Here is a 12,867-nt window from a genome sequence, read left to right on the forward strand (position 1 = left end):
ACTGGTCGCCGCAGCTTCCAAGGGAGGAGGGCGGCCATGCGTATCAGCTTGCAACTCGTAGTGCAGGACGAGGGAGGGGTGCCAGCCACCGTCACCGAAATTGCCCAGTTCGAGAGACAGCCTTGATGTGGGCTCGCTGGGCCTGCATCTGGAGGAGGCGAAATCATTGCTGGGTCGGCTGCAGCGCACGATGGTCGCGGCACAGGTTGCCGAGGCAGTTGCCCGGACCAGCGTTTGTCCCACGTGCGGTGCGCAGTTGGCTTGCAAGGGCCACCATCACTTGGTCTTCCGTAGCGCGATCGGGCGACTGTCGATTGACAGTCCCAGGCTGTATCCCTGTCGGCAATGCCAGGGCGACGCCCCCACCTTCAGTCCGGTCGCCAACCGGCACTTCATCGTGAACTACGGTGACCGCTATCGGCATGGGGAGCCCATTGCATCGGGTTTTGTCGAGTCAGCCGTCAACCAAGTGGTCAGCAAGCGGTTCGTCAAACGGCAGCAGATGGCCTGGCGGCCTCAGCACGCGCACAACCTGCTGCAAATCCGGACGGCCGTGCTCAATGACCAGCTCCGGTCTTACGTTGAACGATGGTATCCCTCCATCGCCGGAGAAGAAAACCATCGCCTTGCCGCTTAGTCAGCCCCCGGTTTGGCGCGGTCTCCAGCAAGAGACGACGGCGGAGCAAACCAAACTCAAGGAATGCAGGCAGGTGCGGCTCCGCGTCCGGCTCTCCTTGCTGCGCCACACCAGGGCCACGCCGCGGGTAGGATGAGTCGCTCATGCGACAACTGGGCGTGCAGCGTACCCAATTCTCGATTGAGCTGGAACCCAGCCGCGAGCGGGCCGCCACCACCGCGCGGCGCGCGCTGCGCCAGTAGGGCGAGGAGGCGGTGTCGGATTTGCGCATCGAATTGGTGGCCGGCAGGCGAGGGCGCAAGGCACCGCTGTGGCCAGCGGGGATAACCGGGCGCGGCTGCACGCGAAGCGCGACACGTTCAGGCCGGTAGTTGGCGTCGTCGGAGCAGGCGTTAGCGAGCGGGCAGGTGGTCAGGAGGTCCGCGGCGCGCACGAAGTTCAAGCCCGGGCCCGCGTAAGCGTGGGCTATGGCCGTATCACCACCTGCGGGCTAATCACCACCGCTGGCTGAGGCTGGTAGAAAGCGGGAGGTGGCGCAACGGCATAGCCATCCTTGCATTTGCGCTTCTCTTTGTATTCGCCGTTCTCCTTCCACTTGCGCTCGACCTTGCAAGGACCATCCCAATACTTCTCCCTGTAATCACCGTGCTTGTACTTGCCGCCATCGCCGTCTTTCCAGGAATCGGCATGAGCAAGGGGCGCGGCAGCAAGCAACACTGACAGTGAGGCAAGGGGCAGGAAGGGGCGGAGGAACATGGCAGATGCGCGGGAACTTGAGGCTCCCAGGGTAGCAAATTGACACCCTCCCGTCTGGCTCAGAGCGTAACGATTCGTAACGTGCCGGTGCAACCAGCCATTGCCTTGGACTGACGCGCCCCCTTGTTCGCGACATTCGCGGGGGTGCCATCACAGCCTTATCATTGAGCGGATCGTCCTGCTCACCCAGTCGACAGGCTTTACTTACCGGAAGTAGCATCCTCGCTATGTGCTGCTTTGCGGCCTGCGCCGAATCGTCGCTGAACAGCTAGGAAAGCGAAGATCGGCGAGGCTGGTCCGGATGCCAGCGCCTTTCGCTATAGCCGCTAGTCGTGCCGGCCTCACGCGGGTCCGCATACAATTGGAGGAAGGCGGGCCCTCCGCGAATGGCTGCGCACGCGCGTTGCCCCGATGGCGCGTCGGAGCAGATTGCCCACAGCTATGCGGTAGCAGAGCGTGGGCTGGATGCAATCGCATTCCTAGGATCCGTCTGCCCAACTCAGCCTGGAGGCTGCAGAGGTGTACCTTCATTTCGGGATACATGTCGGTCGTCGTGGCGCCGGTGAGAATTCCTGGTAGTGGCACCGAGCCGACCAACGAATCGTGCCCCTCTCATGGCTTCGCCTCCAATTCACAGAATGCCGCGCCCAGGCGCCCAACGCTCGCCCTCGATTGATAATGTTCAGCCTCAGACCCGAGGCAGACGTTTTCTCAGTGCCCCCAAGATGTCGGCGCTCTTCTAAGTGGTCGTGTGGAAGCCAGCTTTGGTGTCAGGCGCTGGATTCACGGCGGCGGCATCTAGTTGGTTGCCGGCAACGTTTTCCAATGGCACTGTTACTGGGAACAATTTGCTCATAATTTCGCCTTGCATTGGGTTGGCCATTTACCTGCCAAGAAGCCCATGGACCCATTGTGGGGCGGCGCGATCCGAGGCCTGAGTCATTGCAACGAGCATATTTACAACTTGTACGCTACCTGGCAACACCGCAACCTGCCTGACGGCCAGTGCGGCACTGCGCGACCGAATTTCTAATGCCGCGTGGAGCCTTCTGTCCACTATAGGGATGCAATCAGCATGCTAGTTGATCAAGCGCAAGTTTACGAAGCGTGGAGCGCTACCCGTGCGCCGACGCTCATTCATGTATGCGGAAGAGAAAACGAGCAGACAACTCGGGCGTCCGCTAGGGCCGCCAACAGTGATCTCCTGGACCATGTAAAGCAGCGGGATGAGGGAGTAATCAGCGACGGTGCTCCGACCGACAGATCCTTGCAATCCATACCGCCGTCCGGTCCAGTTTTTCTTCCGCATGCATGGTGTTGGGCGTCGGCTCATTGGTAGCGTTTGTAGCGTCGCAGACTTGTTTCAGATCAACTAGCGTCCCGAGTGCATCGATATAGTCGATAGTAGGCTCCACGGGGCATTGGGACATGGCCGCGCAGTGCTGAAATTACCGTTAGGTAGGTCACCTGCGACGGCGACTTGGCGTACAGGTTGCAAGTGAATTCGTTGCGATGGCTCAGGCCTCAGATCCCGCTGCTTCGCAATGGATCCATGCGCCGTTGCGTCACATACCGCCGAGATAGCCAGTCGAATGCGGGGCGGTAGCACCGACTGAACAGGGGAATGGGCATGTCCAAGGCCGATAAGCGAAAGAGCGCGAGCGCCGTGCCGCGGGCCGAGATGCCTTACGTGTTGCCCGATGACCGTGCCGCCAAAGGGCGGGCGCTACGCAAAAAAGTGTCGCGTGAGGCACAGGAGGGGTGGGGCCCACCCAAGCGTCGTCGTGACCCGGTCGAACTCCTGAACGAATCCAATGAAGGTCGTATCCCGGATCTGATTCCGATCCGTTTTGGGCGCATGTCCGCGTCGCCGTTCGCGTTCTATCGCGGTGCGGCCGCACTGATGGCCGCCGACCTCGCGACAACGCCCACGAGCGGAATCCGGGTGCAGGCATGCGGCGACGCGCATCTGATGAACTTCGGCGGCTTCGCGACGCCGGAGCGCAATGTGATCTTCGACATCAACGATCTCGACGAGACGCTGCCGGCCCCTTTTGAATGGGACCTGAAGCGGCTTGCGGCGAGCGTGGTGATCGCGGCGCAACATCTGGAGTTTCCCCACAGTGAGGTGGCCCGCGTGGCCACGGATCTCGTCCGCGAATACCGCGAACGGATGGTCGATTACGCATGGATGCGGGGGATCGATGTCTGGTACGACAGGATAGACCTCCAGGCGTATCAAGATCGAGCGGGCGATCCGGTTATCGTGGCAGAGGCGCGCAAGCTGCTAACGGAACGGATCGAAGTAACAAGGCGCAAGACGGCGCCTGATTACCTGTATCCGAAGCTAGTCTCGCAGGAAGGGGGCAAGCCAAGGATCAAAGACGAGCCGCCCCTGATTCTCCATCCTACGGCGGCACTTGCTAGCGGTCTTGAGCCGGAGTACACCGAAGCCATTGCCTCGTATCGGGAGACCTTGCCTGAGCACGTCCGGACGCTACCACTTCATCGATTTGGCCATCAAGGTCGTCGGCGTGGGCAGCGTCGGCACGATGTGCTGCGTGGGCCTATTCATGGCGTCGGACAATGACCCGCTGTTCCTGCAAGTGAAGGAAGCGCGGGCCTCAGTGCTCGAGCCGTACGCAGGGAAGAGCCTGTATCTCAATCATGGCCAGCGTGTCATCGCCGGTCATCACCTCATGCAGGCGGCTAGCGACATGTTCCTCGGATGGACCCGTGGGAAGGACGGTCGCGACTTCTATATCCGTCAGCTTCGCGACATGAAGATGTCCGTGATCATCGAGGACTGGGATATGGGGATGTTGCGGCAATATGCGCGGATGTGTGCGCAGGCCCTGGCTCGCGCGCATGCCCGCTCCGGCGATGCGGCGATGATCGCCGGTTATATGGGTTCCGGGCAGATATTCGACCAAGCGATCGGCGAGTTTGCGACGGAATACAGTTCCCAAAACCGAAGAGACTATCGGGCGTTCATCAGTGCGATCAGGGAAGGGCGAGTCAAGGCGGAGGTCGAGGATTAGGCAAGGACGCTGCTGAAAGCTCCACGCGCTTGCTGTATGGCCGATGTCGTCGCGGTCAACGCCAAGACCATGATCGCATTGAAAGGGCCAGGGCAACATGCTGGACCTGACGATCGAGGACGCGGAGCAGTTGAAGAGCATCAAGAAGGGCGACCAGGTGGCGGCTGTTTACACCGAGGCCGTCGCCATATCCCTGGGGTCGTCCGCCAAGAAGTAGGCTGGCGCGCCACAGTTCTCGGGCGCTACCTGCATCTGCTGAATGCCCCCGCTAGCAGGCTTGGCGGGCGCACGTTGTTATGACAGGAGGAGCAATCCCATGAACCAGGAATCGTCAGGATCAGCAGACGGCCACTTTCACCTCGCTGTGCCAGAGTGGATTCGTGCGTACCAGAAGGACTGGTTCAAGCCGGATGTCGTCGCCGGGCTCACAGCCGGTGCCGTTGTCATTCCGAAGGCGCTGGCCTATGCAACTGTGGCGGGCTTGCCGATCCAGGTCGGGCTCTATACGGCGTTCCTGCCGATGGTGATCTATGCCATCCTCGGAACGTCGCGCCCGCTTAGCGTCAGTACTACGGCAACGCTAGCCATTCTCGGTGCGGCGGCGCTGGGTCGGGTGGCGCCGGGCGGGGATCCGGCCAGCCTGCTGGCGGCCTCGGCGACGCTTACCCTGCTCGTCGGCGCCATCCTTGTGCTGGCTTCGCTGCTGCGGCTTGGCTTCGTTGCCAACTTCATCTCGGACCCTGTCCTGACCGGGTTCAAGGCCGGGATCGCCATCGTGATCGTGCTCGATCAGGTGCCGAAGCTGCTGGGCATACACTTTGCCAAGGGTTCGTTCTTCCACAATTTGCTGGCCATCGTCACCGGGCTGCCGCATGTATCGCTCACCACGCTGGCTGTCGGCGTCATCACCATTGGCATGCTGCTGGCCATGGAGCATGTCTCGCCCAAGGCGCCCGCACCGCTGATCGCGGTGGCAGCCGGGATCGCCGCCGTGAGCTTGCTCGGCTTGCAGGCTCACGGCGTGGAGACCGTCGGCCATGTGCCAACGGGCCTGCCGACGCCTGTCCTGCCGGATTTTTCGTTGATTGCGGAACTCTGGTCGCCTGCCGTTGGCATTGCGTTGATGAGCTTTACCGAGTCCATCGCGGCGGGCCGTGCGTTTGCCAGGAGGGGGGAACCTGCACCCGTGGCAAACCGGGAATTGCTGGCGATCGGCGCCGCAAATATTGGGGGAGCCCTGCTGGGCGCCATGCCGGCGGGTGGCGGGACGTCGCAGACCGCGGTGAACCGGCTGGCCGGTGCATGCACACAGCTGGCTGCACTGGTTACCGCGGCGCTGGCGCTGGGCACAATGTTGCTGCTCGGACCGTTTATCGCAAAGATGCCGCACGCCACGCTGGCTGCCGTGGTCATTGTGTACTCGGTCGGACTGATCGATCCAGTCGAGTTTCGCGCGATCCGCCAGGTACGCCGCACGGAGTTTATCTGGGCGGTGACGGCGATGGTCGGCGTCGTGCTCCTCGGCACGCTGCAGGGCATTGTGGTGGCCATCGTAGTCTCGCTTTTGGCGCTGGCGCACCAGGTATCGGATCCGCCGGTCCATGTGCTCAGGCGCAAGCCGGGCACGCATTTGTTCCGGCCGGTGGGTCCTGAGCATCCGGAAGACGAGAGCTTTCCCGGCTTGCTGTTATTGCGCCCGGAGGGCCGTATCTTCTTCGCCAATGCCGGGCGCATCGCGCAAAAGATGCGTCCGCTTATGGCTGATGCCGATGCGCGCGTTATCGCGCTGGATCTTGGCGCTGTGTTCGACCTTGAGTACACGGCACTCAAGATGCTGACGGAGGCCGAAAAGACATACCGCGAAAGCGGTGGAATGCTGTGGCTCGTCGGTATGAACCCCGGCGTGCTGACCCTGGTCCAGCGATCGCCGCTGGGCGAGGCACTGGGGCGGGAACGGATGTTTCTCGACCTGGAGCAGGCAGTCGTCAGGTATCAGGCATCGCCGACGCATGTCGGCGCGCCATAAGGCTGCCGCCCTCGATCACCGGTTAGCTACGACACCGTCTGGAGCCGTCATGCCTGTTTGAAAGAATGCAGCACTAGCGGCCTCGCTGGCCTGGTCGTCCGGAAACCTGCGGCACCGCAAAAATTCACGCTCACGTATTCCCTGGCCCGCGGCGCGGACGACGAACTGACCGTAAACAGCCCCTCGATGCTGCAAATCATGCTGGCATTGTCCAGCGATGTCCTACTTCGACGAAACCGACCCGTTTGCGGACTTCGTCGTCCACGAGGCAGCCCATGTCTTGCACAACTGCAAACGAACCACCATTGGGCTGGGCGAGAGCCGTCGCCAGGAGTACCTGCTTAACGTCGACTACTTCAGGCGCGAGACGTTTGCTTACGCGTGCGAATGCTATAGCCGCATAAGTTCGATGGCTGCAAGCACCAGGCTACGGCAGCAACTACTCGAGCGGCACGCCGAAGGTAAGCGGCCAGCGAACCCGTCTTGACTGTGACGATCGCAGCGGCTAGCGCTACTTTCGCAAAGCAAGGGGCCGGATCGACGGTTCTTGCCCGTCAATCGTGGCTGAACGGGCGCCCAGGTCATACATGAAATAACGTTGGTCCCCACCGCTGCAGTTCGAAAACCTTCACGGCGCGGCGCTGCTCGGCCGTGAGCTTCGGCGCCAGCATTGCCGTTGGCCGTCGTCCCGCTGCCCCGGTCTTCGTCCTCACCAACGTCACCTTGATCTCGGCCAGTCCTTCCATCATGCGACGGGCCGAAGCGTCGGTCCGCAGGGCAATCTTCGCCAAGCTCACGAGCATCAGGCCGAGCACGGTCGCGAAGGTGTGCAGACGCAACGATCCATCGGCCCACTGGTGTGACGGTCCCCAGGGAACCACGCCGCCTTTCTTGGCCCTGCGGAACAGCTCCTCGACGTTCCACTGTCCTCGGAAGGCGGAAACGATTCGCCCGGTGCTCCAGTTGTGCCGATCCGTACACAGCACCCGCCTGCCCAGCCGTGTTCTCTCCAGTTCGCGGCGCAACGTGGCATCGACGTGCCAATGCAAGGTCGGTACCGCTTCGCTGCCGGCGATGGTGGTCACGACGAAGCTCGATAGGTGTTCCCGAGCGAGCGCCTTCTTGACCCGCAGCTCCAGCCGGCTGCGCGTGATGCGGCCCTTTTGGACCAACTCCTCCAGCGTGCTCAGTTCCACCTTCGCCTTGCGCAGTGCCGTCGCGATCCCGCGTTTCTGGCCCGCCAGCAACTCCTGGCTCTCCACCACGACGAGCGTGCGGTCCAACTCGCCGACGGTGGTCCGAACCCGCGCCGCCCGCACGTCGCTGAGCTTGCCCGACAGCGGCTTCATGGCACCGCGCTGCGCCGCCATCTGCAGCGCCTCCTCTGCGGCCTTGTGCCCCAGTGGCAACGAGATGAGGCTGTAGTAGCCGGCGGCATCGAGATCGAGTTCCAGTTGCGGGCTCCAAAACCCGCCGTCCCGTACCACCGTGCGCTGCGCCGGCCGCGCGCGGCCCTCACCGCTGTCGAGTGCCTCGTGCAACTGCGCCAACCCACCCAGGCACGCCGCGAGCACGGCCTGGTCCGAGCCGTTGCCGGGATACGTCCGATACAACAGCGGCACATGCCCGGTCTCGCTGACCAGGACGCCAAGCCCTACGACACGCAGGTCACTTCTCTTGCTCTTGGCGTGGCCTCGCCGGGCCAGTTCGCCGGGCGTCTGCGTGTCGATGTGGGTATCGAAGTTCGTCGTATCGAACGCGAGCACGTCGGCGGACAGCTCGAAGCGGGCCACCGCGGCCTTCGCGATGGCCACCTGAGCCTGCTCCAACTGCTCATCGGTCACCTGCTGCGCGACGCGATGAAAGGCCTGACCGGTGAACGCGGACCCCGGCAAACACGACAGCCGCGGCAAACTCGCGTCCAGAAAATCACCCAGCTCGCACTTGGGTCCCGGCGCACACGCACGCTGAATCGCCACAGCCACCGCCAACTCACCCACCGACGGGCCATCCTTGGCGCCAACCCCTGCGCACGCGCGATCAATCTGCCCGACCAAGTCCAGCTGCTCGGCCACCCAGATCAAGGCTCCGACGTCGCCGACCCCGCGCGTGCCCACCGTCTGGGTCGCGCTCAGATCCGCCACTCGCGGCGGCTCGGCCGGTCCCAGCACGACCTGGCGTGCGACGGAACGGCCCCGCTCGGCGTCCCACACCGACTGCGCGGCAATACGGTAGCGATGGCCGTTGACTTCTCGTTCGAAGATGTGCATGTTCTTTCATGTAGCATCTCAGAGCCAAAGAATCAAGCGAAATCCAGTATCTACGCGGCATTCCGACTCGGTGCCGCCGCGGAACAACACCGAGCTTGCGAAGGTAGGGCTAGGTGACGCTGGTAGCCGGCTTCCAGCGATGTGGTAGCAATTCGGCGATGCTGCTGGCGCGGTGGGTTGGTAACCGTGTGATCACGTCTTTCAGATAGGCGTACGGATCGTGACCATTGAGCTGCACTGACCGAATCAAACTCATGATTGCCGCGGCACGCTGTCCGGCACGCAAGGAGCCGGCGAACAGCCAGTTCGCCCTGCCTATCGCCCACGGGCGGATCTGATTCTCGACCCAGTTGTTGTCCACGGGCACGTCCCCGTCCTCAAGATAACGCGTCAGCATATCCCCTTCGCGCAGAAAATGGGCCGTGAACTGCCGGCCTAAACTTCCTTCGTGTCGAATATGAGCATGTCAACACCGGCCTGGGCAAAATTGGCCACGTCAGCTGCTGCGGCGGCGCCCTCAGGCGAAGCCATTGCCTGCTGGAGCGCCGCCAGCGAATCGAAGCTCAGCACCGCAACCAGGTGAAATGGCGAGTCGCCGGCCGGGCTTGTAACCGGGCCGCTGCTGACCTCGTAGCGTCGCAGGCCGGCGATCTTCTTGGCGATCGGAACATGGGTCGAGGAGTAATATGAATCGAACGCGGCCGTGTCCGCAGGCTTCTTGTATAACACCACTAGCTTTGCCATCGCGGTTTCTCCAAACGTGAGTTAGATAGAGCCTGAGCTTGCTAGTGTAGCTTTCCTATAGCGCGTGAACCCCATTTCTGTCAGGACACGTACCTCCGGTGCGCTTGATGCATAACGGTACAAAACTGTGGCTCGCAGCGGGTTCCGGCGTGGGTCAAGAGGGGCGCGCGCTGTGGAACGCTACAGAGTCACGCCCCCCCCCGCCATTCCTCGATGGACAACCAGCTACAAATATTACGGCCGCTGTGCCGAGAGCACTCCGTTTGGCCTTCGGCACAAGCTGACTGACTCTTAACGAATGCGGCGCACGGCTTCGAGCATGGAATGCCCCTGACTTGTCAGGCGGGGGTAGGCATCGCCGCTATCATGACCATGCTCCAACGTGACCAGCTTGTGAACCAACAAGGTGTCCAATTGCTCGGGCTCGAGGTCGTCGATCTCCTGCGTGTCGCCAAGCAGCAGTAGCGCGGCGATTTCATGCGGGCTTAGCATGTCGCCCTCCTTTGTCGTGGTTGGAAAAAAGAACTACGACTGCTGCCCCGAGCTCGATTCCACAGTGGACGGTGGCGACGGCAGTGGGTCATCGGTGCGAGGAGCTGGGAGCGTGCACCGAACGGCCACAATAGACTTCTTTATCGCCGGCATCAAGTCAGATATATGCGGCAATGCCGCAAAGTGAAGCAGCGCCAGAGTATCGAAAAGGTGGTTGACGCGAGCACGGTATCAATCTGAATCGGCTGCCCATCTCCCATCGCCAAGGAGCGAGTCCTGATCGACGCCCGGCGCAGCCACCTTTACCGCTTGGCCTGCGCTGTTCATGTCGGCTTTATCTGCATGACGGCGCACACCCTCGATGCCTACAGACCGCGCCAAATCGAGGGTCGGCCGGGATTCGCAAAATCCGCCACATCCCTGGCAACCCGTTGATTTATCGAGGCAATCTAGCCCGCCCAGTACCCGGATGACATCCCCTGCTGCTATGTCGCGCTAAAGCCCTCTTTCTTGCGATCGCGCCCCGCAATGCCGCGCCAAGCCGTGAGCCATTGCCGCCTTAGCGTCCGGATCCCTCTTGAGGCGGAGCTGAAACCCGCTAAGAGACATCTCAGCAGCCCTAGCGGCAGGAGCGAACGTGCCTTCAAGGCTTTCCCTCAGCCCTCTGGGCCGCGCGCGGGGGCTTCTTGGGCACTGGCTCGGACTCTGGCGTCGTTGCGGCCGCTGGCGCTACCAGATCCAGAGTCCTGGCGAGGGTCGCTTTGAATGCCCCAAGGGCTTGCGTGTAGGCCGGGACGCGGGCGGGGTCGGCGTAGACCATGTCGCCGACGAAGCGTGCGTATTGGTCGGCCAACTCCTCGCTCGCTTTGGCGAACTCCAGCGCGCGGCGCAGTTCGCCGCCGGGGTCGGCCACGAACTGCGGGTGTTGGTTGGCGAAGTCGGCGCGGTCCTTGGCGATCGCCGATTGAACCAGCTTTGCGAGAGCCTCCGCGTCGGCCGCCAGCTCGGGGCGAGCAGCGATCAGCTGCTCGACGTCATAGAGGTGGCGGACCAAGGCGCTGTCCCAGCGATTTTCTGGCCTGAGGGCAACGCGGGGATCCGGATGCCGGCTCAGCTGCAACGCTAGGCGCCGGGGGAAAGAGACGAGCTTCTCGGCGAGACGCATTCGATCAGCAGCGGGTCGGGGTAGGCGCCGGTGGCGAGCTTGTCCATCAGGAGCCCCACGGGCATGCGCTGCGTGTCGCCGGCGAGCTTGGTGTGCGTGAGCTCAATGAGCAGGTGGCTGCGAAGGGCGTGCGGCTTGTCGAACGCCGACTCGTATGCGACCTGCAGCGAGATGTAGCTGTTGGAGTCGCGGGCGTTGCGTTCGATGGCGCCCTCGCCGAACCCGCCGTCCACCAGGGCGGCCTCAATGGCGCGGCCGTAGGCGCCCAGCTCTTCGCGCAGGCGCGTCCGGCTCAGATTCTTCGCCGCGGGCGTGGGCGCGATCTTGAAGTCGACGTCCTCGGACATGCGCTCCAACACGCCGTAAGCTTTCGACAGGCACGTGCCGCCGCAGAACACCGGGCGGAAGAACTCATTCGGAGGCATCTGCGCGATGATCCGCATCGCGTCGACCACATGATGGTCCTTCTCCAGCGCGTAGGGCGGGAGCGAGACCGCCGCTTCGGCGGAGAAATCGACGATGCGGTCAATCGCCGCCTGGGGAAGGCGCTTCATCGTTCGTATTGCAGCGTCTGCTTGCCGACGCCGATCTTGCGTGACACGCGCGAGCGGCCTACCTTGACCACGGTCGACATGGGCATCTGGGTGGTCCTGCCTTCCATGTAGGCCTTCGCGGCCGACCCGAGCTCAACCTCGACGCCGAGCTTGGCGAGGGCCTTGCGGCCAATCTCGCTCAGAGGCAAGACGGGCACGAGATTGCCGGAGAGGCTCGACTTGCGGGCCTTCACATACACCCCATAGCCGGCCTTGACGAGCAGCCCCTTGGCCAGCAGCGTGCGCAGCGCGCGGCTCACCTGGTCGTAGCCGCCGAACTTGTTGAACTCCTTGCGGACGAACACCTCATCGCCCGAGCGAGCCAGGCTCGACTCGATGCGATCCTGAATGCTCATTTTGAGCATGATGAGTCTCCAAAAATACGACATTTGAGTCTTATTTTTGCGCTGAAAACCCTTTCCTGTCAATGGATTGTGACGGATTTGGCGAGGATCCTACCCATTTGACCCCATCCTGCTGCCAGGCGTTCGAGCAGCTCGGCGGTTTCGGCGGCCGGCGCGTCGCGCCACCTCCGAGAGAGTGATGCATGCGGCATTTTTCACCAGGGAATCGACCTGCTCGGGCACCAGGGCAACGATTGCGGCGCGGTCTTCTACAGGGAGAGTTGGAGACCGAGCGCCAGGGCCCACGCGGCCGCGCAGGCGCGTCACGAGGAGGGCAAGCGCCAAGTCTAGGCGCTCGAGCGGCAGTTGCAGGAGCTGCGTACCCAATTCTCGGCGGAGCTGGAGCGCACCCGCGAACGCCATCACGACCACAGGAGGGGAGGCCCCATGTCCATTGTTACCGTGGGTATTGATCTGGCCAAAGACGTGTTTGCCGTTCATGGGGTCGATGCGGCAGGCAAAGCACTTCTCGTCAAGCCGAGAGTTACCCGTGATCAGTTGGCCATGCTCCAACGCACGCGTCGTGATGAGGCATCTGGCACGGGATCGGTGCGCGGGTCGGTCCCGCCGTGCCATTTTCCTGCGCCCTCAGCCTGATGCAACTTCCGTGAGCTATGGCATAGATATTGCGTAGGCGACACACAGGCCAACGGCGGCCTTGAAACAATCTGGCAAGTCGCGATGACACGCTCCAAAAAGGAGCATCCCGGGCAACGGCGCCCCGAAGCGAAATGATCAC

Annotated in this window: 8 protein-coding genes and 4 pseudogenes; 4 read left to right on the plus strand and 8 right to left on the minus strand. The window is 62.6% G+C overall.

Going from position 1 to position 12,867, the window contains the following annotated elements; translation table 11 throughout:
- Positions 1 to 382: 382 nt before the first annotated feature.
- A pseudogene (locus ACZY0R_RS41670) lies at positions 383 to 637 on the plus strand (ISKra4-like element ISBte1 family transposase); the annotation flags it as partial.
- 465 nt (positions 638 to 1,102) lie between these two features.
- Here the strand turns inward: ACZY0R_RS41670 and ACZY0R_RS41675 are convergent.
- Entirely contained in the window at positions 1,103 to 1,393 is a 291-nt protein-coding gene (locus ACZY0R_RS41675) for a hypothetical protein (RefSeq protein WP_488867496.1), read from the minus strand.
- Between the two features lie 1,630 nt (positions 1,394 to 3,023).
- On the opposite strand from ACZY0R_RS41675, the pseudogene ACZY0R_RS41680 reads away from it, so the two are divergent.
- A pseudogene (locus tag ACZY0R_RS41680) lies at positions 3,024 to 4,434 on the plus strand (DUF2252 domain-containing protein).
- Positions 4,435 to 4,750: 316 nt separating this feature from the next.
- Positions 4,751 to 6,460 (plus strand): SulP family inorganic anion transporter, encoded by a 1,710-nt coding sequence (locus ACZY0R_RS41685; RefSeq protein WP_488867498.1) that lies wholly within the window; start codon positions 4,751 to 4,753, stop codon positions 6,458 to 6,460.
- Between the two features lie 581 nt (positions 6,461 to 7,041).
- Here the strand turns inward: ACZY0R_RS41685 and ACZY0R_RS41690 are convergent.
- From ACZY0R_RS41690 to ACZY0R_RS41720, 7 genes and pseudogenes are all read right to left on the minus strand, one after another.
- Complete coding sequence (locus ACZY0R_RS41690; protein WP_488856948.1) at positions 7,042 to 8,730, minus strand: IS1634 family transposase; 1,689 nt, start codon at positions 8,728 to 8,730, stop codon at positions 7,042 to 7,044.
- A gap of 109 nt (positions 8,731 to 8,839) precedes the next feature.
- Positions 8,840 to 9,127, minus strand: a pseudogene (locus ACZY0R_RS41695) (transposase domain-containing protein); the annotation flags it as partial.
- Between the two features lie 38 nt (positions 9,128 to 9,165).
- The gene (locus ACZY0R_RS41700) at positions 9,166 to 9,474 is read right to left on the minus strand and encodes an EthD family reductase (protein ID WP_488867500.1); all 309 of its coding nucleotides are present in this window, start codon (positions 9,472 to 9,474) and stop codon (positions 9,166 to 9,168) included.
- Between the two features lie 291 nt (positions 9,475 to 9,765).
- Positions 9,766 to 9,966, minus strand: a complete 201-nt coding sequence (locus ACZY0R_RS41705) for a hypothetical protein (protein WP_045237738.1) — start codon at positions 9,964 to 9,966, stop codon at positions 9,766 to 9,768.
- Between the two features lie 643 nt (positions 9,967 to 10,609).
- Entirely contained in the window at positions 10,610 to 11,131 is a 522-nt protein-coding gene (locus ACZY0R_RS41710; protein ID WP_488867502.1) for a nucleotidyl transferase AbiEii/AbiGii toxin family protein, read from the minus strand.
- Positions 11,089 to 11,685: a nucleotidyl transferase AbiEii/AbiGii toxin family protein gene (locus tag ACZY0R_RS41715; protein ID WP_488867504.1), complete on the minus strand. Its 597-nt coding sequence runs from the start codon at positions 11,683 to 11,685 to the stop codon at positions 11,089 to 11,091. Before ACZY0R_RS41715 ends, ACZY0R_RS41710 begins: the two co-directional genes overlap by 43 nt.
- Complete coding sequence (locus tag ACZY0R_RS41720) at positions 11,682 to 12,089, minus strand: DUF6088 family protein (RefSeq protein WP_267600524.1); 408 nt, start codon at positions 12,087 to 12,089, stop codon at positions 11,682 to 11,684. Before ACZY0R_RS41720 ends, ACZY0R_RS41715 begins: the two co-directional genes overlap by 4 nt.
- A 426-nt stretch (positions 12,090 to 12,515) precedes the next feature.
- Here ACZY0R_RS41720 and ACZY0R_RS41725 point away from each other — a divergent pair.
- A pseudogene (locus ACZY0R_RS41725) lies at positions 12,516 to 12,638 on the plus strand (IS110 family transposase); the annotation flags it as partial.
- Positions 12,639 to 12,867: the final 229 nt, after the last annotated feature.

The organism is Cupriavidus sp. F041, from assembly GCF_057814235.1.

Bases quoted from the DNA above. Each gene is read 5' to 3' on its own strand.
- ACZY0R_RS41700 (WP_488867500.1), bottom strand. From the start codon at position 9,474: ATGGCAAAGCTAGTGGTGTTATACAAGAAGCCTGCGGACACGGCCGCG.
- ACZY0R_RS41675 (WP_488867496.1), bottom strand. From the start codon at position 1,393: ATGTTCCTCCGCCCCTTCCTGCCCCTTGCCTCACTGTCAGTGTTGCTT.
- ACZY0R_RS41720 (WP_267600524.1), bottom strand. From the start codon at position 12,089: ATGCTCAAAATGAGCATTCAGGATCGCATCGAGTCGAGCCTGGCTCGC.
- ACZY0R_RS41715 (WP_488867504.1), bottom strand. From the start codon at position 11,685: ATGAAGCGCCTTCCCCAGGCGGCGATTGACCGCATCGTCGATTTCTCC.
- ACZY0R_RS41710 (WP_488867502.1), bottom strand. From the start codon at position 11,131: ATGCGTCTCGCCGAGAAGCTCGTCTCTTTCCCCCGGCGCCTAGCGTTG.
- ACZY0R_RS41705 (WP_045237738.1), bottom strand. From the start codon at position 9,966: ATGCTAAGCCCGCATGAAATCGCCGCGCTACTGCTGCTTGGCGACACG.
- ACZY0R_RS41685 (WP_488867498.1), top strand. From the start codon at position 4,751: ATGAACCAGGAATCGTCAGGATCAGCAGACGGCCACTTTCACCTCGCT.
- ACZY0R_RS41690 (WP_488856948.1), bottom strand. From the start codon at position 8,730: ATGCACATCTTCGAACGAGAAGTCAACGGCCATCGCTACCGTATTGCC.